Raw genomic sequence first — 20,322 nt, forward strand, 5'->3', positions numbered from 1 at the left:
CCGACCAGCGAATGCGCGTTGCTAGCTAACCCTGTCGGAAAAAGATACCGGCAAATTTCCCGCAAAGGTACAAAAATCTATACTGAAAAACAGTAATTTACAATTTATTAATCCGATTTTCGGCCACAATAGGCATTTGCACTTTTAGAAGTACAATTTTGACTATGATAAGTCAACGGCCAACTTTCTACCAAAAAAAGACGAGGACGTTGTGCCGATAGCTATCACAAGCCATTCGTCGGCACAACATCCCCGTCAGGGCTCGGAATGAGTGGGTACGTTACTTTGGTGCGGCCATCATGTCTTTGACGATTCCGTCTGAGACTTTGGCCGAGCGGAGGGCAATCAGGCCATCGACCGAGGTGTCGAATTTGTTTTTGCCGCGCTTGATTTTCTCGCTGATGAGCGTTTTCGACACCTTGGCGTTGGTCAGTTGTATAACGTGCTCGTTGGTCATCACATCGGTCATGGTGGTTTTGCCCATCATCACTTTCACGATGCCGTCGGGCACTTTGGCGGTTTCCAGCTCAATCAGTCCCTGTGGTGTCAGGTCAAATTTGGCCGGGCTGCTTTGAATCTTCGACTCGATGAGCGACTTGCCCACTTTACCCGTAATCATGGCGATCACGTCTTTGTTGGTCAATACTCCCTGGCCGAAGGCACTCACTCCGAGGCCCAGCCATACCGTTACGATCAATAAAAATTGCTTCATTCTCTGGATAGTAGCTTAGTTCTACCGCAAATAGAAGCAATGACGATGAAGTCGTTACGCACCAATTGAGCAAACGTACATTTAGTATAGCACCGGTAGGTTTCCGTATCGTTTTTGGTACAAAAGGCACAAGCCAACACTCGTGAACGTACCCAGCATGGACCCCACGAAGGTATCTTCTACAAAGTGCTGAAACAGGTACACCCGCGAATAGCCCGCCACAGCCGCCAGCCCGACCGCCAGCCAGCCCCACGCCTTGCGCTGCCATAAAAACGCCAGCATGGCAAATAGCGCAAACGCCGATGTGGTATGACCCGACGGGAAGCTATTGTACTCGTTGATGCGCAGGTCTTTGATGATATGGTACTCCCAGTTGGAGTGCTCAAAATAGCGAATCGGTCGTAGCCGCTCGGGGAACACAACGAGTTTGAGAAACAGGCTGATTAGCCCCGAAACTGCGAAGCTCACCAGCACCAGCCACCCCGCCCGCCGGTTTACGACGAGCAGCAGCACGCCCACGACGATCACAAACGAGCCGTCGCCCAGGTACGTCAGGTACGGAAAAAACACGTCGGCCACGGGCGTGTTGTGGGCATTGACAAACCGGATAAGTTGTTCTTTGGTGTAGGCCAGCATCAGGCCGCCAACGGTGAGCCAAAGCAACAGGTACGTTATGAAAAAGGCACGATTGCGCCGGAACAGATCAGACAGCGTCATGACGACAAAGGTACGAGCTGCCGTTGTTGGCATACATTGACCAACGCTATCTTTGAACTAACAAACCCAACCGCACTTTTTGATGAATCAGAGCGAAGTAGTAGCTAAACTTAATGAATTGTTAAGCTTACCTGCCGAGACGGAAATTGTTGAGTTCAAAGAAGCCAAAAACAGTTTTGACATCGAAAAGCTAGGTAAATATTTCTCAGCTATCAGTAATGAGGCAAACCTACGTGGGTTCAGAGAAGGGTGGCTTGTTTTTGGCGTTAACGACCAAAAACAAGTTGTAGGAACCAATTTCAGGCATGAGCGCGCTCACCTCGACAAGCTCAAGTCAGAAATTGCTAACAAGACCACCAACGCCACATCGTTCATCGAGATCTACGACTTATTGTTGCCAACAGGGCGTGTTGTAATGTTTCAGATTCCGGCAGCCCCTAGAGGTTTGCCAATAGCGTATTCCGGTTTTTGTTATGCTCGTGAAGGAGATGCCCAAACGCCATTAAGCCTTGAAAAGCAAGACCGAATTCGCCATCAGCCTGCTTTCGACGACTGGAGCGCTGTAGTTTGTCCAAGCGCAACGTTAGATGACCTTGATCCAAAGGCTGTATACAAGGCTAGGCAAAATTTTACAAGAAAAAACCCACATCTGGCTGAAGAAATAGGAAATTGGGACGATCTAACTTTTCTTAACAAGTCCAAATTGGCCTTGCAGGGAAAGATTACCCGGGCCACTATTTTATTATTGGGCAAATCTGAAGCTAGTCATTTTATTCATCCATCTATAGCACAGATAACGTGGATTTTAAAAGATCGAGACGGTGTCGAGCGCAGTTATGAACATTTCAGTTGTCCATTTTTGCTGGCTATTGATTACGTATTTTCCAAAATACGTAATCTACGTTATCAATATATGCCAAATGCACAAACTATTATTCCGGATGAAGTCGATCAGTATGAACCTTTTAATATTCGTGAAGCTCTTAATAATTGCATTGCTCATCAGGACTACACCCTAAACGGCAGGATTCAAGTTGTAGAACGAGAAGATGGTTACTTGATCTTCACAAATCCCGGTTCTTTTCTACCTGGCAGTATTGAGCAAGTTATTCAGAATGATGCTCCGTTCGAAAAATATCGAAACACCTTTTTGGCCCAGGCAATGGTAAATCTACAGATGATTGATACTATTGGTAGTGGCATAAGACGTATGTTTATTAATCAGCGCAAACGCTTCTTTCCTATGCCAGATTACGATTTTGAAGGCGGACGAGTGAAGGTTACTCTTACAGGCAAAATACTTGATTTAGATTACGCTCAAGTACTTGGGCGCAATACAGATTTAAGTCTCTTCGAAATTATAATGCTTGACAAGCTTCAGAAAAACCAATCATTGACTCCAGATGCTATCCGCCATTTACGAAAGAAAGGTTTAGTTGAAGGAAGTCGAAATCATCTACATATATCAAGACACATTGCCGCTTCTACCGGCCAAGAAGTAGAATACGCACTGGCCAAAGGATTAGATGATTATTATCTAAAACAGATGATCGTTCAATATATAGAATCTTTTGGCCCAGCTACACGCGGCAATATTGATCGCTTACTGCTAGATAAGCTTCCGAACACGTTTTCAGTAGAACAAAAGCAGATAAAAATAAAGAATCTATTAGCAAGTCTTCGCAGAGACAATTTTATCAGAATTGATAAGGGTAAACGGTGGGTCCTTTCTTACGCTAGCTAATCCCAACTTATCCGAAAAAGAATCGTATGACCCGGACCACGATACTAAATTTAGTACTGATAACCAACAAGATACACCTCAAACACCACAGATTTTATTATCCGAACTTATCCCAACTCACAATTCTAGTTCATTAGCATCATCCGCCAGCAACAGGTACGTTATGAAAAAGGCACGATTGCGCCGAAATAGATCAGACAGCGTCATGACGACAAAGGTACGGGGCAGTTTATTGCTATTAGTTGTCAGCGTTGTGTGCGAACTTTACCAACGACACAACCCTCTTCGTCAACCATGGTCAAACTTTTGCTCCGAAGCGTCCCGCTTATGCTTGTCTCCGCTGCTACGATGGCCCAAACGGCCTCTTTAACGTATCCAACGACCCGAAAAACGGATCAGACCGACACGTACCACGGCACTACCGTGCCCGACCCCTACCGCTGGCTGGAAGACGACCGCTCGGCCGAAACCGGCGAGTGGGTGAAGGCCCAGAATAAGGTGACGTTCGATTACCTGGCCCAGATCCCCTACCGCAAGCAGTTGCAGGACCGGCTCGAAAAGGTGTTCAACTACCCCAAATACTCGGCTCCGTCGCGAAAGGGTGATTGGTTCTATTTCTCGAAAAACGACGGCCTGCAAAATCAGTCGGTGCTGTACCGGCAAAAAGGGCTGGATGGCAAACCCGAAGTGGTCATCGACCCCAACAAACTCTCGGCCGACGGCACCACCCGCCTGACTGCGTTTTCGCTTTCGAAAAATGGTGAATATGCCGTAGTAGGTACGTCAAAAGGCGGCTCCGACTGGAACGAGTTCCGGGTTATGAAAATGGCCGACAAGAGCTATTTCCCCGAAACCATCGAGTGGGTGAAATTTTCGGGGGGAGCCTGGCAGGGCGATGGTTTCTACTACAGTCGCTACCCCAAGCCCGAAGGCTCAGCGCTGGCCGCCAAAAACGAGAACCACCAGGTATTCTTCCACAAAATCGGAACGCCGCAATCGGCTGACCGGCTGGTGTTTGAAGACAAAGCCAACGGGCAGCGGTTTCACTTCGTGCAGACGTCAGACGATGAACGGTATGCCTTCCTGAACGTGAGCGACCGGGGCAAAGGCCTCGACGGCAACGCACTGTACTTTATGGATCTGACAAAATCTTCAGGTGCAGCCAGTACGTTCCAACCCATCGTGTCCGAGATTACCAACTTCCAGTACCGGGTTATCGACAATGTGGGTACTGATTTTCTGATCGAGACCAACGCCGACGCTCCTAATAGCAAGGTGATGCGCTACGCCACAGCCAGCAAAAAATGGACAGTGGTACTGCCCGAAAAGCCCGAGCCGCTCACCAGCAGCAGCATGGCCGGTGGCAAGCTGTTTGCCGAGTATTCGAAAGATGTTACCTCGCGGGTGTATGTCTATGACCCGAACGGCAAACTCGAAAATGAGATCGGGCTGCCGGGCATCGGTACAGCGGGTGGCTTCGGCGGGGAGCGCGACGACAAGTTCGTTTTCTACACGTTTACGTCGTTTACGTTCCCGCCCACGATCTACCGCTACGACATCGCTACGAAGAAGAGCACGATCTTCCGTCAGCCTGAGGTCGACTTCAAACCAACCGATTACGAAACCAAGCAGGTTTTCTACGCGAGCAAAGACGGTACCCGCGTGCCCATGTTCATCACGTACCGAAAGGGCGTAAAGCTTGACGGCACTAGCCCCACGCTGCTTTACGGTTACGGTGGCTTCAACGTGAGCCTGCCGCCGTCGTTCTCGTCGCTACTGATTCCATTCCTGGAGCAGGGCGGTGTCTACGCTCAGGCCAACCTGCGTGGTGGTGCTGAATACGGTGAAAAATGGCACGAACAGGGGATGAAGCTGAAAAAACAGAATGTATTCGACGATTTCATCGCTGCCGCCGAGTACCTGATTGCCCAGAAATACACTAGTCCGGCCAAACTCGCCGTTCGGGGTGGTTCCAACGGTGGTCTGCTGGTGGGCGCGGTTATGAATCAGCGGCCCGATCTGTTCCGGGTGGCGATTCCGCAGGTTGGGGTAATGGACATGCTCCGGTTCCACAAGTTCACCATCGGTTGGAACTGGATTGCCGACTACGGCAGCGCCGACAACGCCGACGAGTTTAAGGCGCTCTATGCCTATTCACCCCTGCACAACCTGAAGCCCGGCCAACCTTACCCGGCTACGCTGATCACCACGGCCGACCACGACGACCGGGTTGTCCCGGCCCACTCGTTTAAATACGCTGCCACCTTGCAGGAGGTATACAAAGGCACTAACCCGGTGCTGATCCGGATCGATACCAACTCGGGCCACGGGGCCAGCAATACGAAGAAGAACATCGAGCAAACCGCCGATATCTATTCGTTTATTCTCTGGAATATGGGTGTCAGCACGCTGAAGGAAATGGCCAGCCGGTAACCTGAAACCAGGCAGAGCTTTCCTGAAAGCCTATAAAAACAAAACGCCCCGACCATCTGGCCGGGGCGTTTCAGTAAATAGCCGTGTTGCTTATTTACCGCCCAGTTTGAGCGTTACACCGAGTTTAAGCGTCGCCAGTGATGAACCCAGTTCAGCAAAGCCACCAACGTTATCGCTGAAGAAATAGCGACCACCAAGGTGGATAGGTACGTAGATCGCACCGTAGTTATCAGAAAAGCCACCGTACGAAAACGAGAAGTATGAAAGGCCAAGACCAGCGTACAGGTCGGCTTTGTCAGTCGTCAGGTTCAACAGTTCGTTGAAGTGGTATGACCCCCGGGCACCGATATCAAACGAACCATAGTTGTAGCCACTGAAGCTACCGTAGCTCTTATAACCAGCCACACCACCAACCGTAATGTTTGGCGCAACCCCAAAATCGGCCGATGCGTTGAAGCCAACGCCACCGCCACCGGTGAAGTAACCGTAACCACCAACACCGATACCAAGGTTTACAAACTTGGTACCTTTATCAATAGACATTTGGGCAAAGCTTGTTGTAGTAAGCAGCGAAAGGCTCAAAAGAGCGACAATTGCGAAAATCTTTTTCATTGTGGACAATTTTTTCCGTGAAACAATCGAACAAATAAAGGCACCTCATTTTGAACTGAAAAATATGCATTGTGATGAATTATTCATCGGTAGCCAATTATGCGTATTATCAGCTTCAATGTTGACCTTTTAAAGATACTTTTCGGATAATTGTTTCTACAGTTCGATTAAATATAGGTTAACTGTTTTACCCAAAGCATATGATATGCGCTGATTTACAGACAGAAAGGTTACTAGACTCAAGGCTTCGTCAACTCTTGAGTCACTCTATTCAGCAACTTTTCGTCTTTTTTTTACCGGTAGTGGGAACAATGGCTACCGGTAGCGCTCACTCATACTCCACCTGTAGGTACGTATGCAGGCAGGAGCCTATTAGCATAAACTCCCGATCTGTACGCAAAGGCATGCCTTCTCGTCGTAGGCAACTGTTGCAGAAGGCCAGCGCTCTGTAGTTAATTTAACAAAAGCAATTGTAAAGTTCTTCTTTCTGAGGATTTATAGTTAAGCAGTACACTTTTGTCTGCTCTATGAATCAATCCTTTCCAGCACAGATCATAAGTAGTTTTTTGCATCCCATAGGAATGGCGTATCGGGCAGACAGGTATGTGGTGCGGCTCTGTTTCTTTCCATAGAAAATAGATTATTCACTGTCAACCATATACCCTTATGGCATCTGTCGATACGAGTCAGCTTGAGGCTAGTCGCCGCGAGTTTTTAAAGATTTCTGGTCTTGTAACGGGCGGCGCGCTACTCTCGTCGCTTTCCAACGGTCTGTCAGCCGCCCCGCTCGGGGGGTTCCATTCATCCGTCGACGATACCATCAAGGTCGCGCTGATTGGTTGCGGAGGCCGGGGAAGAGGTGCCGCCATGCAGGCCCTCAACACCAAGCAGAACATCAAGATTGTCGCCATCGCTGATGCGTTTCAGGACCGGGTCGATGCGGCCTATAAGACGCTGACAAGTCGGCCGGACGTTGCGCAGAAAATCGACTTGCCCAAAGAGCGGCAGTTTGTAGGACTAGACGCTTACAAGCAAGCGATTCCGCTGGCCGACGTCGTTATTTTGGCCACCCCGCCGGGCTTCCGCCCCAGCCATTTTGAAGAGGCCGTGAAGCAGAACAAGCACATCTTCATGGAAAAGCCCGTTGCTACCGATGCACCGGGTATCCGCCGGGTGCTGGCAGCCGCTGAGGAAGCCAAGAAGAAAAAACTCAATGTGGTTGTGGGCTTGCAACGGCACTACCAAAGCAACTATCGTGAAGCGATGAAACGGATTCACGATGGGGCCATTGGTGATATCGTTGGGGGCAGCGTGTACTGGATCAGCGGTGGCGTCTGGAATAACCCACGACAGCCGAACCAGACGGAAATGGAATACCAGATGCGCAACTGGTATTATTTCAACTGGTTGTGCGGCGACCACATCACGGAACAGCACGTTCACAACATCGATGTAGCCAACTGGGCCAAGCGTGGCTATCCGGTTTCAGCACAAGGTACAGGTGGCCGTCAGGTACGTACCGGCAAGGAGTTTGGCGAGATCTTCGATCATCACATCGTTGATTTCGTTTACGCCGATGGCACCACGATCAACAGCCAGTGTCGCCATTACGAAGGAACCTACAGCAAAGTCGATGAGCAGTTCCTGGGTACAAAGGGCCGTATCGACTCCTTCAACGGCAACAAAACAATCCTGAAAACGTATAAAGGCCAGCCAATCTACGCCCACGGCAGCGCCAAAACAGATATTGACCCCTATCAGGTTGAACACAACGAGTTGTTTGAAGCCATTGCCAAGGGTCAGTACAAATTCGCCGATGCGGAGAACGGCGCTAAAAGCACCATGACCTCGATTATGGGCCGTATGGCTACTTACTCGGGCAACGTGGTGAAGTGGGACGACGCGATCAACTCGCAGATCGACCTGTTCCCCACGACGCTCGCCTGGGATGCCCAGCCAAAACTGCTCCCTAACGCCGATGGCTTCTACCCCGTAGCCGTACCAGGCAAGACCATCACGGTGTAAGAGCGTTTCGGTTTTTCAGCACAAAGCCCCGGAGGGCACAGAGATAATAACAAATATTCTCTGTGCCCTCCGGGGCTTTGTGCTGAAAACTCATTCTTCCTTCCATGAGGATTGCCAGTAGTAGCGCCAGAATAGCCAGCCTGCCGCCGCGAAATTGGTGCCCGCCAACAGCCAGAGCGGTATCCTGAACATGATCAGCAGGAAATAGGTAATCATCAGAATGTACAGATGGGGCAGGTTTCGCTCGAAATGACGCGGCACACGCAGGAACAACCCATACAGCAACGCAGGCAGGCTAATGGCAAAGGCCAGCGCCCCTACCGACCACCAAACAGGCTCGCCTACGGGCAGATGATAGAAAAAGAGCAGGACCTCGGGCAGCAACAGCAGCGCAAACTGACCAACGTACCTGGCCCAACGTACCCAGTCGGAAACCGGCATATTTCGGTACAGCCTGAGCCGCTCATGCTCGAAGCGGTACAGTTCGTAGACTAACGCAGCCTGACTCAGCCCGACAATCAGCCCACCCAGCCCGATCAGGCGCAGGTCATAGTCGGGCGTGCGAAACAGGTTGATCTGGTAATGATCAGTCGCGTAGAGCTTCAGAATACCCAGCCACACTAGCGACGTAGCGATTTTAGTCCGCCAGAATACGGTGGCTACGTTGGCCAGCAAATGCCGAATACCAAACAGCCAGTAGGGCGTCTGAAACCGACGCCGCAACGTACCTGACCAGCCCGCCAGTAGCCCAACCGGATGCGGGTGCCGGAGGGCATACTCGTACCAAGCCAACGTACCCAGACTCAGCAACAGCAAGCCACCCAGCACTACCGCCACCGTCGCAGGCAGTTGCTGTTTCCAGCCTACCCAGCACACAAATAATCCGTATGCAATCACGGGCAATAACAAGCTGATTTGAATGCGCCACAAGCCCCAGAGACGCCGGGGTCTCGGAATCAGCCTCAGGAGCAGCAACACGTCGTAGCGGTGAATCTGTGATACAGCAAAGCGTGTAGCAAACAGGCTGTAAAGTAACCAGATAAGGCCGTAGCCCGCCAGCAGAAAAGGCGTTCGCACGGCTTCCTGCGCCAGCGCGATGTGATCGTCGTTGCGCATGAAACCGCCCGCCACCAGCAAAACCATCGCAAAGGCCAGTGCGTTTTGGCGATAGAAGGGCGTAACCAGCGTTTTGGATAGCACTTCATGCATCGGCCACCACCTGTTTATCCCGAATCTGCCAGACCGAGTCGATGGGTAGTTGAGCCGTTTCGATGATCTGATGCGAAGCCAGTAAAAAACTAACGCCCTGCCGGTGCGTCGTTTCGATCAGGTTCACCACCGTTTGTGTCGCCGCCACGTCGAGCGTAACCAGCGGTTCGTCGAGCAAAATCAGCGCGGGTTGGCCCAGAAACGCCATTATCAGCGACGTTTTTTTCAGCATGCCACTCGAATACGTACCCACAGGCGCATGCATGAACGTACCCACACCAAACGCCTCGATGAGCGCATCGGCCTGACCCGCTGGCGCCTGTTTGGCATCGGCCACCCAGCCGATGAGTTCGTGCGCCGTCAGAAACGGCGGGAACGAGGGCTCAGCTTCGGCATAATTGATCCGCATCCGGTACGCCACCGCGTCGCGGCGACTATCGAAGTCATTCAACCGACAATCACCATCAAACGGCAGCATGCCCGCAATGGAGCGAAACAGCGTGGTTTTACCCGTACCGTTCGGCCCCTTTAACCAATGAATACCCGACGGCAGGTGCCAGTCAGGAATGGTCAGCACCGGCGCGGCGCCGTACGATTTTTGGAAGTTGGTGAGATGAAGCAAAATAAGATGGGAATGCAGATGGCGCGGATTTTATGGATGATCACGGATATTCAGTCGAAAGCGCTGCGAGACGAAGCCGTGTTTTCGCGAAAACGGCAATCAATTAATAAGTAGGGCCAAAAATCAGCGTAAATCCCCTTGAATCTGCGTCAACCATGTTCCCATCAGACCGTCTGTCATTTTTCTATAATCCAGACCCTTGCCTGCGGAAAGCGTTTTTGCAGGCGTTTTCGAGCGCCGGGGCGCGCCACGCTAAATACCTTCGTCAGCGCATCGGCATACGTACCTGTCGGAGCCATCACGGTGGCCTGCACAAACCGGCGTAGCCCCAGCCCCGAGCGCGGATTCATAATGTGTGAGTAGCGTTTACCATTGATGTCCAGATGCCGCTCTGTATCGCCGGAGGTAGTAATAGCCGCGTTTTTCAGAAGAATGACCGAATCGGCTTCGGCTACGTTCCCGCTATTGGGCCTACCCCGCTGAATACCAATGCGCCACCCTTCGGGCTGGCCGGGTCGGTTGGGCGGCGCATCGCCCACCAGAATGTCGCCGCCAATGTCGAGCAGGAACGACCGGATCCCGTGCTGATGCAACACCTTCTGTGCCTCATCGATAGCAAACCCCTGCCCAATGCCCCCCAGATCGAGCCGCATATGCCGCTTCCGCAGCAGGACGCGGGGCCGTACTCCCCGGTCGTTCAGCTCGATATAGTTGTATGAAACCAGTCGTCGCGCCCGCCGCAGCTCACTGGCTGGCGGCAGTTTCCGTTGGCGTACGGCCCGCCGCCAGATTTGGGAAAGCGGCCCAATGGTGGGGTCAAATCGCCCGCCCGACTGTCTGGCGATTGTGACGGCCTCAGCCAATACCGCAAACAGACTAGGCGACACATTCATCCAGGCACCCAGCCCACTGGAAGCCGATAATCGATTGATTTCGGACTCGTCCAGGTAGTCGCTCATTATGTAATTCAGCACATCCATCCGGGCCGAAACGGCCTCGTAGGCCTGCCGGGCGGCAAGGCTATCCGGGGCATACAGCATAACAGTAAAGGACGTACCCATAAGCGGGCGGCGAAACACATAGGGGCCCGGCTGCGCCCATGAAGCACCCGTACTCAGGCCAATCAGCAGACCAATCAGTAGCCAGCGATAAACTTTACCCGCCCACTTATTTTTTTGAATTAAACCCCCACCTAAATCGTTCTCTATCGTGCGAATGGGATATACTTGGACGCCATCCCAATTTGCTCCATTTTTGCCCACTTTTTTTGACATAACAATCAACCACAATCGCGCCGGTCGGCCCGCCCAACCGGCCAAGTCATCTTTTATGCGCCAACCGAAAGGATGAAGACGTACTATGACCTGATTGATCAGACGTTCGAGTTTCCCACGCTGGAATTCAACGTCGAGAACAACAACCTGTTGTTCAACAATGTACCCTTGATGGACATTGTGAAACAGTACGGCACCCCGCTGAAACTTACGTACCTACCGAAGATTTCGGAGCACATTGAGCAGGCCAAGTCGCTTTTCAAAAATGCGATGAAGCGGTACAATTACAAGGGGAACTATACGTACTGCTACTGTACGAAGTCGTCGCATTTTCGGTTTGTGCTCGATGAGGTGTTGAAAAACAACGTACACCTCGAAACGTCGTCAGCGTTTGATATTCCGATCATCCGCGAGCTGCACCGCACCGGCAAAATCAACAAGAGCACCTACATTATCTGCAACGGCTACAAACGGCCGCTCTACACGCAGTACATCAGCGAGCTGATTAATGAGGGGTTCAATGTGTTGCCTATCCTCGATAACCTGAAAGAGATTGAGGCGTACGAAAACTCAGTAACCGCCGATACCGTGAACCTCGGCATCCGGATCGCGACCGATGAAGAGCCCAATTTTGCGTTCTACACCTCACGGCTGGGTATCCGCTACAGCGACATCAATGAGCTGTATAAGAGCAAAATCCAGAACAGCGACAAGTTCAAGCTCAAGATGCTCCACTTCTTTATCAATACGGGCATCAAAGACAGCGCGTATTACTGGAGCGAACTGAGCCGGTTCATGTATAAATACTGCGAGCTTCGGAAAATCTGCCCCGACCTCGACAGCATCGACATTGGCGGTGGGTTGCCCATTCAGACCTCGTTTCAGTTCACTTACGACTATCAGGCCATGATCGATCAGATCGTGGAGTCGATTCAGTGGATCTGTAATAAGAACAACGTACCTGTGCCGCACATCTTCACCGAGTTCGGTTCGTATACGGTTGGGGAGAGCGGCGCCGTTATATACAAGGTTATCGACCAGAAACTCCAGAACGATAAGGAGTTGTGGTACATGATCGACGGCTCGTTTATTACGCAGTTGCCCGATTCGTGGGGACTGGGTCAGAAATACATCATGCTGTCGGTCAACAATTGGGATAACCCGTACCAGAAAGTAAATCTGGGCGGTTTAACCTGCGACTCGCACGATTTTTATAATACCGAAGTACACTCGGCCGACTTGTATCTGCCTATTTTTGATCAGGAGGCCGAAGATCAGTACGTGGGGCTGTTCCATACGGGTGCCTACCAGGAATCGCTCGGTGGATACGGTGGTATTCAGCACTGTCTGATTCCGGCTCCGCAACACGTGATTGTTGATAAAGACGAAGCTGGTAACCTCCGTACGCGCCTGTTTGCGCCGGAGCAACACAGCGAAACGATGCTTAAAATTCTGGGCTATGCCCCGTCTGATCTACCCCAGCCAACCGAGCTCGAAGCAGCGCAGGCGGCGGGCGAGGCCGAGGGTGGCGCTGACGGTGGCGAGGTTTTTGAGCAACCCTTGAGCGAGTTAGTAACTGAAGATAATTAAGCCAATCCAATTATGAAAAAGCTTACCATGCTGGCAGGCGCGGCCCTGCTGCTTACGTTGGGTGCCTGCTCACGCAAAAGTGCCTGCCCCGCTTATGGAGCTGCCAAACCGACAAAGCCCGCTGTAACGCGGGCCGCGTAACCAATGAGCTCATGGGTCGCCGATCCATGAGCTCATTTTTTGCCCAAAGCCGTATGCATGCATACTATTTTTCTATTTTTACTTCATCGTTCAACAGACCTATTCTATGACATCGGCAATCCAGGACCTTCAGGGCCTGAACTTTAACTTATCCGAAGAACACCTGGCTGTACAGGAGGCAGCTCGTGATTTTGCCCAGAACGAACTCCTTCCGGGCGTCATCGACCGCGACAACGCCCAACAGTTTCCCACCGAGCAGGTGAAGCGCATGGGCGAGCTGGGCTTTCTGGGCATGATGGTATCGCCCGACTATGGCGGTGGCGGCATGGACACCGTGTCGTATGCCATTGCCATCGAAGAAATTTCGAAGATCGACGCGTCGGCATCCGTGATTATGTCGGTCAACAACTCACTGGTTTGCTACGGCCTGGAAGCGTTTGGCACTGAAGAACAGAAACAAAAATACCTGACCAAACTGGCGTCGGGCGAAATGCTTGGTGCCTTCTGCCTGTCGGAACCGGAAGCCGGCTCGGATGCCACCTCGCAAAGCACCACGGCCGAAGACAAAGGCGACCATTACGTTATCAACGGCACCAAAAACTGGATCACCAACGGTGGCTCGTCGGGGGTGGCGTTGGTAATTGCCCAAACCGACCGCGAAAAAAAGCACCGGGGCATCAACTGCCTGATCGTTGAGAAAGGCACGCCGGGCTTCGTGGTTGGCAAAAAAGAAGACAAATTGGGGATTCGGGCGTCGGATACGCACTCGCTGTTATTTACCGACGTGAACGTACCCAAAGAAAACCGCATCGGCGAAGACGGCTTCGGCTTTAAGTTTGCCATGTCGACCCTGAACGGCGGGCGCATCGGTATCGCCGCGCAGGCGCTGGGTATTGCCGCAGGTGCCTATGAACTGGCCCTGAAATACAGTCAGGAGCGCAAAGCCTTCGGCAAAGCGATCTTCGAGCATCAGGCCATTCAGTTTAAACTGGCCGAGATGGTTACCAAAATTGAGGCCGCCCGGCTGCTCGTTTATAAAGCGGCCCGCCTCAAAGATGAGCACAAAGATTATGTGCAGGCGGCGGCGATGGCCAAGCTATATGCCTCAGAAATAGCGATGTGGGCGACTACAGAAGCCGTTCAGATTCACGGGGGTTACGGCTTCGTGAAGGAGTTCCACGTAGAGCGATGCATGCGCGATGCCAAGATCACCCAGATCTACGAAGGCACCTCAGAAATACAAAAATTAGTGATTGCCCGCGAGCTCGTTCGCTAAGGCATTTCTTAAAAAAACTATATTTTCATGAACTGGAGGCCCTATTTGACGCAAATAGGGCCTCTTTTTTTTAGCGAACGGAAACTTTTGCGCCTATATTAGTTTTGTACAATTTATTAGTTTTGTGCAATATTGCAGGCGACAACGCACCCTGTAACACGGTTCAGCTATGGAAGACTATAATAAAATCATCGAGTCGCTCGGCGTGAAGTTCATCAAGGCACGGAACATCCGCATCCTGCAACCGATAGTCATCAAGAATTTCTACGACGTGGAGAACACGTTGTTGATCCTATATAACGGTGAAGTGTCTTACGGCGACGAACACCAGAAAGTTGATATTGGCGATCTGTTGTTCATTCCCGGTGGCAAACACGTCACGGTAACGTATGGCGAACCCTCGAACCCCAAGCCGGTGACCAACGAGGAGTTCATGACGCACCGCGAGCAGTATTTCGAAGCCAACCGCGAACCCGCGAAGATCGGCAACATGCCCAATTCCTTTGGGTACGTATCGTTCGAGGCGAAGGTGTTCGATTCGGTTAACTTCTTTAACTCGCTCGACGTACCGCCGTTCATCATCAAGCACGACGAAACACTGGCAGCGGCCATTCGGCAAATTCTGGCCGAAGACATGACCGACGTAGCCGGCAAAGGGCGGGTGATCAAGATCAAGACCGAAGAGATCGTGATCGAGATTATCCGGTACATCCTGAAAAACAGGCTGTTTGTTGAACAGCTCGTTACCAACAGCACTTATTTCAAAGACCCCCGCCTGATCGACATCTTTGCCTACATCAAAGACAACATCGGCGGCGACCTCTCGAACAAGGTGCTGGCCAACGTAGCCAACGTATCGGAAGATTACGTGGGGCAATACTTCAAGATGCTGACGGGCATCAACCCGCAGGACTACATCGAGTACCAGCGTATGGAAGCGGCCGTTGGGCTGCTTCGTACCAGCAAAAAGAGCATTCGGGCCATTGGTGCCGAAGTGGGCTACAAAGACACGGCCTATTTCTGCCGCCGGTTCAAGATGATGTTCGGCATTCCGGCCGGCAAGATGCGCCGCAGAGAGTCGCTGATGAATGTATAATGAATAATGTACGATGTACAATGGCTGCGCAATCGCTCATTGTACATCGTACATTATTCATTATACATTATCAATGCTTTTTCTCGTAGTGCTCGCGGAGTAGATCGTCGCCGAAATCGTTGGTCAGGTCACGCACCACCGTGTGCACGTGATTGGCGTCGTTTTGCGTGTTGTCGTATTCGATCAGCAACATCGGGCCATGAATACGGTAATAGTAGCCTACGTTGTTGCCCGGTGTGGTATCACCTGCCCACGCGAAGCGAAGCTGATCGAGGCCTGCCTTCTCGATCCGGTCAAACTGCTGCTTGGCGAGCGTAATCCGGTAGCGGTTGAGGTAAAGCTTCAGTAGATCAAGGAATTGATTCTTTTGGCTGGCATTCATGTCGGCATACGTCAGGCCATCCATGCGCTCCAGGGAGGCGCGGCGGCTGTTGCCTGTTAGAATATTGCCAAACGCTTTTTTGGCCAATGTGGCCTGCACAAGCTGTCCATCGGTCAGACTGCGAAGAAAGTCGAAGGCGCGCTGCGTTTCTTCTTTCATGAGCTCGCGCCCTTTCTGAGGTACGTCGGCACGTACCTGACCGGGGTTGCTACCCATAAACAGCGGCGTCAGAGCCAGCACGCGCCCCGTCAGCGACGTAAACTGCACCGATAGGTGATGCCCCTCAAATCGCCAGCCCCACGGGTCGTTGCTGCCAATGTTGCCAAACAGCGACACATAATATCCTTCCGGATCGCGGTACGTATCGTTGGGAGGACGGTTTTCCACCACCCGCAACACATTTTCTAAATCCGTAATCTGCGTGGCCTTTTCGTAGCCGCCATCGCTGAGGCCGGTTTTCAGCAACGCCCACGCTAATTTGCGCTGATCGACCGTCATTTTCTTGAGCGGCAGGCCCTTACGCTCATGGGGAACGAAAAACCAGTTCACCCGCTCATCGTCGGTAAACGCAAAGCCCGTCTGGGTACGTTGCTCGGCCGTCAGCGACTTCCAGAAGGTCTGAGCCGCTTCGGCCATGTCGTCTTTAACCCGCTGGGGGGCCACTACCTGCGCTGAAGCCGAGAGCGCGATCGTTGACAGTAAAAAGAACAAAAGAGATTTCATACACCGGCCCATCATTGGGTTTCCTGGAGCAATTGCTCCCTGATTGACAGCACATTGCTGACTTACACAATACAAAGAGCAATTGGCGGATTCCCTAATATCTCTTTTCTATTCACCGTAAGCAGTTAGAACCGTCTTCTTAAAAAGGATAGCAGTTTATAGACAAAATTGAGATACAGAAAGCGCTCAGGAATAGTGATCATCCTGCGCCTACCCACCGGATTTGGTGAGCTATACTCACGAATAAACTGCTGAAGATACCGTCTCTTGCTAAAGCCTTCGTCCTGATTGGTTATGCATATTCGCTCATACATCAACATGGGCCGCGCATTAATCCAATGTTGTGCATAGGTCCAGTAACGCTCAATGCGTTTATTATTCAGGGGTCGAAAAGTAGTTAATGCCTTATTGACCGCATGCGGTAATTCTGTAGCAAAATGGGTTTTTACGAGCGAAAACCCGGTCATCATCGCGGTGAAAAGTTTGTATTGCTTCGCTTTAATAAGAATAGACTCCCAGTCTAGTTGATGTTCATATTCATTCATGAAGGCCATGAGGTCAACAAGATGCTTCAAACGTAACCAAAATTCTTTTCCGCCATGATGAAGAACCAACATCCAAAACATTGTTTCGGCGTCAGGTACGTTGCAAATCGTTGTGTAAAATGGCTTCTCGACTGATCGTGAAAATAACTCATTGTAATCTACCTGATAAGGCAGAAAAGTGTAGTTCAGCTGCCAATGTACATCTATAATTAATTTGCCTTTCTCCATACTCAATTCATACTTACCACTACTGTTCAGCATGTTATCTAGTCGAATGATCTCTTCCTCACTTGAAATTGGACCATCTTTTACTCGTAGCCTGTAACCATCTAACTGCAATAACCGTATAGCAGCGCGGACAGAATGCTGGAGAAACAAAAAGTCAATATCATCAACTTCTCTGGAAGTTTGTTTCGAATAAAATTCATGAATAAATAAATGCCCCTTATAAGGCAATACCGGGATAGTATGCTGTCTAAATAAATCTAAAAGTCGAACTGATTCGGCAACAAACAGCAGATTTTTAAAGGTTTGATATTTGTAGAAATCGAATAAGGGCTGACTATCGGGACTATTTATGGCATTAAGTTTAGTCAGTACAGTTACGAGTGTAGGCCTTATACGGTGAAAGGCAGCCAGACGACGTACTTCTATCCAATCTAATTTCTCAATATCGTCTCTACCGATAGGTACGTACTCGTTTTCGGAATAAATACATCTTATAGCATTTATAATAAAGTTTATCTGAATGTCATTATCCATAGATCTATAAATCAAATAATCTGTATCGAATTTATTTTGTTGTCGTTTATCAATATCAGACAACACAATATAAACGATATTTTAGAAAACAAAACTAAACATCTCTTTCAGACAGAACTTATCATAAAAATAGTATATTGTCTTAGTAGTGAGTTGTTTCGTTGACTAACATTCATAATGATGCCTAGATTATTCGCCTATCATCAATTCAAAAATTTTTTAGATCAGACTACACTGATTGATTTGTTAGATTTTACTTTAAAAAATGAAGCCAACTATGAACTGTCTAAAATAGCTAAAAGAGGGCATAAAGCTATCGATTTGGCGCAGCGGAAATCGTTAACGTCGTTTGAGTTGGGAGATTTTAAAGGACTGTTCATAAATCAGATAAACGAGCATTGTTCTGAGTTGTTCCATTGTTTGAGCATGGCACCATTCAGCATAAAAAAATATGAATTTCAATTAAGCGCTCACGGTGATGGGGCTTTCTTTAAGCAACATATTGATACAGCAGCTCATAAAGCTGACGGAGAAAGCAGTCGTGCAATAAGTATGGTATTTTATTACTACTCAGAACCCAAAGGATTTGAAGGTGGTGAGTTAGTTATTCATCCATTGCCATTTCTGCCGGGTCATGATCAGCCAGTAATAATTTCTCCACTAAATAATAGTTTGGTTGCCTTTCCTTCTATGGCGCCGCATGAAGTACTACCCGTCAGCACAAACCGCTCGGTTTTCGATCATTATCGGTTTAGCGTGAATTGTTGGCTACACAAATAATAGCTAGCATTTTTTCAAAAAGTACACTATTATGTTTTATTACCAAGCCTTTGGCATTCATATCGAATCAACTATTTTGTTGCCAGCTCTTGCAAGTGCGAATCAACATACTGATACAGGAAACTCAATCTTTGTCGAAGTAGGTACGTGTCCAGTAAAGCTTACTAACAATCCACTCTATACTATTCCAAATTGCCAGTTGAATGAATCCGAATTATTACTGACTATACCTGGCATTGCTCATTATTATGTGTGCCAAGGAAATTGGATAATAATTGAACCACTATCTACTTATTGGCCTTCGATCTACCTGTATTTTTATTCTAACTGTCTTGGCGCGCTCCTTTTACAACGGAATAGGCTAACAATGCATGTGTCGGGCGTATTTACGAAGCCTAATGAGGTTATTCTATTAGCAGCACCATCACGAACGGGAAAATCAACTACAGCGTTAAAATTGGCTGAACTTGGCTATCCGTTATTTACGGATGATACCGCCACATTACGTATCGCCGACAAGATTTGTTATGCTCGGGCCTCCTATCCAATGGCGAAGCTGTGGGGCGAAACGCTACCGCATCAGCAGGTATACACCGAAGCAACCAAGCAACTTCTGTATACGCCTGATCTGAACAAGTTTGGGTTCATGTACCATGACGCCTTTGTCGATACAGAAGTTGACGTTAAGGGCATCATTTTTTTAGAGGAAAAAGGAAACGATATAAGGATAAGTCTAGTCAAAGCAGCCGAGCAGATCGGCCTGATTGGCATCAACATCTACCGCAATGAATGGGCACTGGCCATGCAAAAACAACAGTTGATGTTTCAGTTTTGCGTTGATCTGGCCAGCACGGTGCCGGCCTGGCGCGCATGCCGACCCAGTGATTCTGATACATTTGATTCGTTTGCGGAGCAAATTGATCAACAGATTATTCGAGGGCTCATTGGATGATGTATGGAGCACGTACCTGTATAGAATAGCGTGCTCCTCAGCCCACAAAAACCGAATGAATCAGGTAATCAGCAGGGTTGCAGCGACCTGTAATCATGCGCCCACTGACGATTGTCCAGGCATGTCCCTGTATTTGCCCGGATGAGTCATCCCGGTTGAACCCCACATAGATGGTATAGGGTATACGATAGAATTGGCAGACTAGCTTTGCCTGGTAAGCCTGATGCCGACAAAGGTTAGGCCACCATGCGTACATGCTCACGATACGTATTGCAGCGGCAATGTCAGCTATTATTGATCTGTTGACAAAATCATGATCGGCCATATCACGAGTTATCTTCCCAAACGTAGCCTGCTTTGAAAAGTACCGAAATAATATGGTAGTATATAATGAAAGAAACAGAACAAGTACGGTTAATACTTTTACCCGAATCGGCAACCGTATCAGTTTCCTTATCAGTACCAGCATATTATATGATATACTGCTTTTCTTTTAGTTCTACTAGGCAACGTGCTACTTCTTGTGCACAGGTAATCGGATCAACGTTATATTCATTCACAAGTAACGCTACAATAGATTGCTCATTTTCTTGTTGTTCAAGTAGCATAAAGATACGTGTATAGGTAGCATTGAGGGTAACGTACTGGTTATTTTTAATATCAAAAATAACGCCGTCTTCTCCCATCTGCGTAAATAAAACGCGATCTGAATTGATCTGGTACATAG

The 20,322-nt window shown here is 49.5% G+C and carries 19 protein-coding genes; 9 read left to right on the plus strand and 10 right to left on the minus strand.

Going from position 1 to position 20,322, the window contains the following annotated elements; genetic code table 11:
- Positions 1–280 precede the first annotated feature (280 nt).
- Together ACAW74_RS09620 and ACAW74_RS09625 are read right to left on the minus strand one after the other, a co-directional pair.
- Positions 281–712 (minus strand): hypothetical protein, encoded by a 432-nt coding sequence (locus tag ACAW74_RS09620; protein WP_370697976.1) that lies wholly within the window; start codon positions 710–712, stop codon positions 281–283.
- 81 nt (positions 713–793) lie between these two features.
- Positions 794–1,429 (minus strand): phosphatase PAP2 family protein, encoded by a 636-nt coding sequence (locus ACAW74_RS09625; RefSeq protein ID WP_370697977.1) that lies wholly within the window; start codon positions 1,427–1,429, stop codon positions 794–796.
- Positions 1,430–1,511: 82 nt separating this feature from the next.
- Here ACAW74_RS09625 and ACAW74_RS09630 point away from each other — a divergent pair, with 82 nt between their 5' ends.
- Complete coding sequence (locus tag ACAW74_RS09630; RefSeq protein WP_370697978.1) at positions 1,512–3,173, plus strand: RNA-binding domain-containing protein; 1,662 nt, start codon at positions 1,512–1,514, stop codon at positions 3,171–3,173.
- Positions 3,174–3,500: 327 nt separating this feature from the next.
- A complete protein-coding gene (locus ACAW74_RS09635) occupies positions 3,501–5,606 on the plus strand; it encodes a prolyl oligopeptidase family serine peptidase (protein WP_370697979.1) in 2,106 nt (701 codons plus the stop codon).
- A gap of 90 nt (positions 5,607–5,696) precedes the next feature.
- On the opposite strand, the gene ACAW74_RS09640 is transcribed toward ACAW74_RS09635, so the two are convergent.
- Positions 5,697–6,149 carry a hypothetical protein gene (locus tag ACAW74_RS09640; RefSeq protein WP_370697980.1) on the minus strand — a complete coding sequence of 151 codons (453 nt, stop codon included), beginning with the start codon at positions 6,147–6,149 and terminating at the stop codon, positions 5,697–5,699.
- A 735-nt stretch (positions 6,150–6,884) separates the two neighbouring features.
- On the opposite strand from ACAW74_RS09640, the gene ACAW74_RS09645 reads away from it, so the two are divergent.
- Positions 6,885–8,243 (plus strand): Gfo/Idh/MocA family protein, encoded by a 1,359-nt coding sequence (locus ACAW74_RS09645; protein WP_370697981.1) that lies wholly within the window; start codon positions 6,885–6,887, stop codon positions 8,241–8,243.
- A 90-nt stretch (positions 8,244–8,333) separates the two neighbouring features.
- Here ACAW74_RS09645 and ACAW74_RS09650 read toward each other — a convergent pair whose 3' ends face one another.
- The 3 genes from ACAW74_RS09650 to ACAW74_RS09660 all read right to left on the minus strand — a co-directional run bounded on the left by ACAW74_RS09650 (position 8,334) and on the right by ACAW74_RS09660 (position 11,135).
- Complete coding sequence (locus ACAW74_RS09650; protein ID WP_370697982.1) at positions 8,334–9,452, minus strand: hypothetical protein; 1,119 nt, start codon at positions 9,450–9,452, stop codon at positions 8,334–8,336.
- Positions 9,445–10,074 (minus strand): ABC transporter ATP-binding protein, encoded by a 630-nt coding sequence (locus ACAW74_RS09655; RefSeq protein ID WP_370697983.1) that lies wholly within the window; start codon positions 10,072–10,074, stop codon positions 9,445–9,447. Before ACAW74_RS09655 ends, ACAW74_RS09650 begins: the two co-directional genes overlap by 8 nt.
- 176 nt (positions 10,075–10,250) lie before the next feature.
- Positions 10,251–11,135, minus strand: a complete 885-nt coding sequence (locus tag ACAW74_RS09660) for an FAD:protein FMN transferase (protein ID WP_370697984.1) — start codon at positions 11,133–11,135, stop codon at positions 10,251–10,253.
- A gap of 285 nt (positions 11,136–11,420) precedes the next feature.
- On the opposite strand from ACAW74_RS09660, the gene ACAW74_RS09665 reads away from it, so the two are divergent.
- The 4 genes from ACAW74_RS09665 (at position 11,421) to ACAW74_RS09680 (ending at position 15,451) form a co-directional block, all read left to right on the plus strand.
- On the plus strand, positions 11,421–12,938 hold the full coding sequence (locus ACAW74_RS09665) for a type III PLP-dependent enzyme domain-containing protein (protein WP_370697985.1): 1,518 nt from the start codon (positions 11,421–11,423) through the stop codon (positions 12,936–12,938).
- Positions 12,939–12,950: 12 nt separating this feature from the next.
- Complete coding sequence (locus tag ACAW74_RS09670; RefSeq protein WP_015329614.1) at positions 12,951–13,079, plus strand: hypothetical protein; 129 nt, start codon at positions 12,951–12,953, stop codon at positions 13,077–13,079.
- 136 nt (positions 13,080–13,215) lie between these two features.
- Positions 13,216–14,355, plus strand: a complete 1,140-nt coding sequence (locus ACAW74_RS09675) for an acyl-CoA dehydrogenase (RefSeq protein WP_502918610.1) — start codon at positions 13,216–13,218, stop codon at positions 14,353–14,355.
- A gap of 169 nt (positions 14,356–14,524) precedes the next feature.
- Positions 14,525–15,451 (plus strand): AraC family transcriptional regulator, encoded by a 927-nt coding sequence (locus ACAW74_RS09680; RefSeq protein WP_370697988.1) that lies wholly within the window; start codon positions 14,525–14,527, stop codon positions 15,449–15,451.
- Positions 15,452–15,521: 70 nt separating this feature from the next.
- Here ACAW74_RS09680 and ACAW74_RS09685 read toward each other — a convergent pair whose 3' ends face one another.
- Entirely contained in the window at positions 15,522–16,556 is a 1,035-nt protein-coding gene (locus ACAW74_RS09685) for a DUF3500 domain-containing protein (RefSeq protein ID WP_370697989.1), read from the minus strand.
- A 125-nt stretch (positions 16,557–16,681) separates the two neighbouring features.
- Positions 16,682–17,863, minus strand: a complete 1,182-nt coding sequence (locus ACAW74_RS09690; protein WP_370697990.1) for a nucleotidyltransferase family protein — start codon at positions 17,861–17,863, stop codon at positions 16,682–16,684.
- Between the two features lie 177 nt (positions 17,864–18,040).
- On the opposite strand from ACAW74_RS09690, the gene ACAW74_RS09695 reads away from it, so the two are divergent.
- Both ACAW74_RS09695 and ACAW74_RS09700 read left to right on the plus strand, forming a co-directional pair.
- Positions 18,041–18,643: a 2OG-Fe(II) oxygenase gene (locus ACAW74_RS09695; RefSeq protein ID WP_370697991.1), complete on the plus strand. Its 603-nt coding sequence runs from the start codon at positions 18,041–18,043 to the stop codon at positions 18,641–18,643.
- A 31-nt stretch (positions 18,644–18,674) separates the two neighbouring features.
- Entirely contained in the window at positions 18,675–19,595 is a 921-nt protein-coding gene (locus ACAW74_RS09700; RefSeq protein ID WP_370697992.1) for a hypothetical protein, read from the plus strand.
- Positions 19,596–19,632: 37 nt separating this feature from the next.
- Here ACAW74_RS09700 and ACAW74_RS09705 read toward each other — a convergent pair whose 3' ends face one another.
- Together ACAW74_RS09705 and ACAW74_RS09710 are read right to left on the minus strand one after the other, a co-directional pair.
- On the minus strand, positions 19,633–20,064 hold the full coding sequence (locus ACAW74_RS09705) for a lasso peptide biosynthesis B2 protein (protein ID WP_370697993.1): 432 nt from the start codon (positions 20,062–20,064) through the stop codon (positions 19,633–19,635).
- 1 nt (position 20,065) lies between these two features.
- Positions 20,066–20,320, minus strand: a complete 255-nt coding sequence (locus tag ACAW74_RS09710; protein ID WP_370697994.1) for a PqqD family protein — start codon at positions 20,318–20,320, stop codon at positions 20,066–20,068.
- Positions 20,321–20,322: the final 2 nt, after the last annotated feature.

Source organism: Fibrella musci (assembly GCF_041321105.1).
GTDB lineage: Bacteria > Bacteroidota > Bacteroidia > Cytophagales > Spirosomataceae > Fibrella > Fibrella musci.

Coding starts and splice junctions, on each gene's coding strand:
- ACAW74_RS09620 (WP_370697976.1), bottom strand. CDS start 712: ATGAAGCAATTTTTATTGATCGTAACGGTATGGCTGGGCCTCGGAGTG.
- ACAW74_RS09625 (WP_370697977.1), bottom strand. CDS start 1,429: ATGACGCTGTCTGATCTGTTCCGGCGCAATCGTGCCTTTTTCATAACG.
- ACAW74_RS09630 (WP_370697978.1), top strand. CDS start 1,512: ATGAATCAGAGCGAAGTAGTAGCTAAACTTAATGAATTGTTAAGCTTA.
- ACAW74_RS09635 (WP_370697979.1), top strand. CDS start 3,501: ATGCTTGTCTCCGCTGCTACGATGGCCCAAACGGCCTCTTTAACGTAT.
- ACAW74_RS09640 (WP_370697980.1), bottom strand. CDS start 6,149: ATGTCTATTGATAAAGGTACCAAGTTTGTAAACCTTGGTATCGGTGTT.
- ACAW74_RS09645 (WP_370697981.1), top strand. CDS start 6,885: ATGGCATCTGTCGATACGAGTCAGCTTGAGGCTAGTCGCCGCGAGTTT.
- ACAW74_RS09650 (WP_370697982.1), bottom strand. CDS start 9,452: ATGCATGAAGTGCTATCCAAAACGCTGGTTACGCCCTTCTATCGCCAA.
- ACAW74_RS09660 (WP_370697984.1), bottom strand. CDS start 11,135: ATGGGTACGTCCTTTACTGTTATGCTGTATGCCCCGGATAGCCTTGCC.
- ACAW74_RS09665 (WP_370697985.1), top strand. CDS start 11,421: ATGAAGACGTACTATGACCTGATTGATCAGACGTTCGAGTTTCCCACG.
- ACAW74_RS09670 (WP_015329614.1), top strand. CDS start 12,951: ATGAAAAAGCTTACCATGCTGGCAGGCGCGGCCCTGCTGCTTACGTTG.
- ACAW74_RS09680 (WP_370697988.1), top strand. CDS start 14,525: ATGGAAGACTATAATAAAATCATCGAGTCGCTCGGCGTGAAGTTCATC.
- ACAW74_RS09685 (WP_370697989.1), bottom strand. CDS start 16,556: ATGAAATCTCTTTTGTTCTTTTTACTGTCAACGATCGCGCTCTCGGCT.
- ACAW74_RS09690 (WP_370697990.1), bottom strand. CDS start 17,863: ATGGATAATGACATTCAGATAAACTTTATTATAAATGCTATAAGATGT.
- ACAW74_RS09695 (WP_370697991.1), top strand. CDS start 18,041: ATGATGCCTAGATTATTCGCCTATCATCAATTCAAAAATTTTTTAGAT.
- ACAW74_RS09700 (WP_370697992.1), top strand. CDS start 18,675: ATGTTTTATTACCAAGCCTTTGGCATTCATATCGAATCAACTATTTTG.
- ACAW74_RS09705 (WP_370697993.1), bottom strand. CDS start 20,064: ATGCTGGTACTGATAAGGAAACTGATACGGTTGCCGATTCGGGTAAAA.
- ACAW74_RS09710 (WP_370697994.1), bottom strand. CDS start 20,320: ATGTACCAGATCAATTCAGATCGCGTTTTATTTACGCAGATGGGAGAA.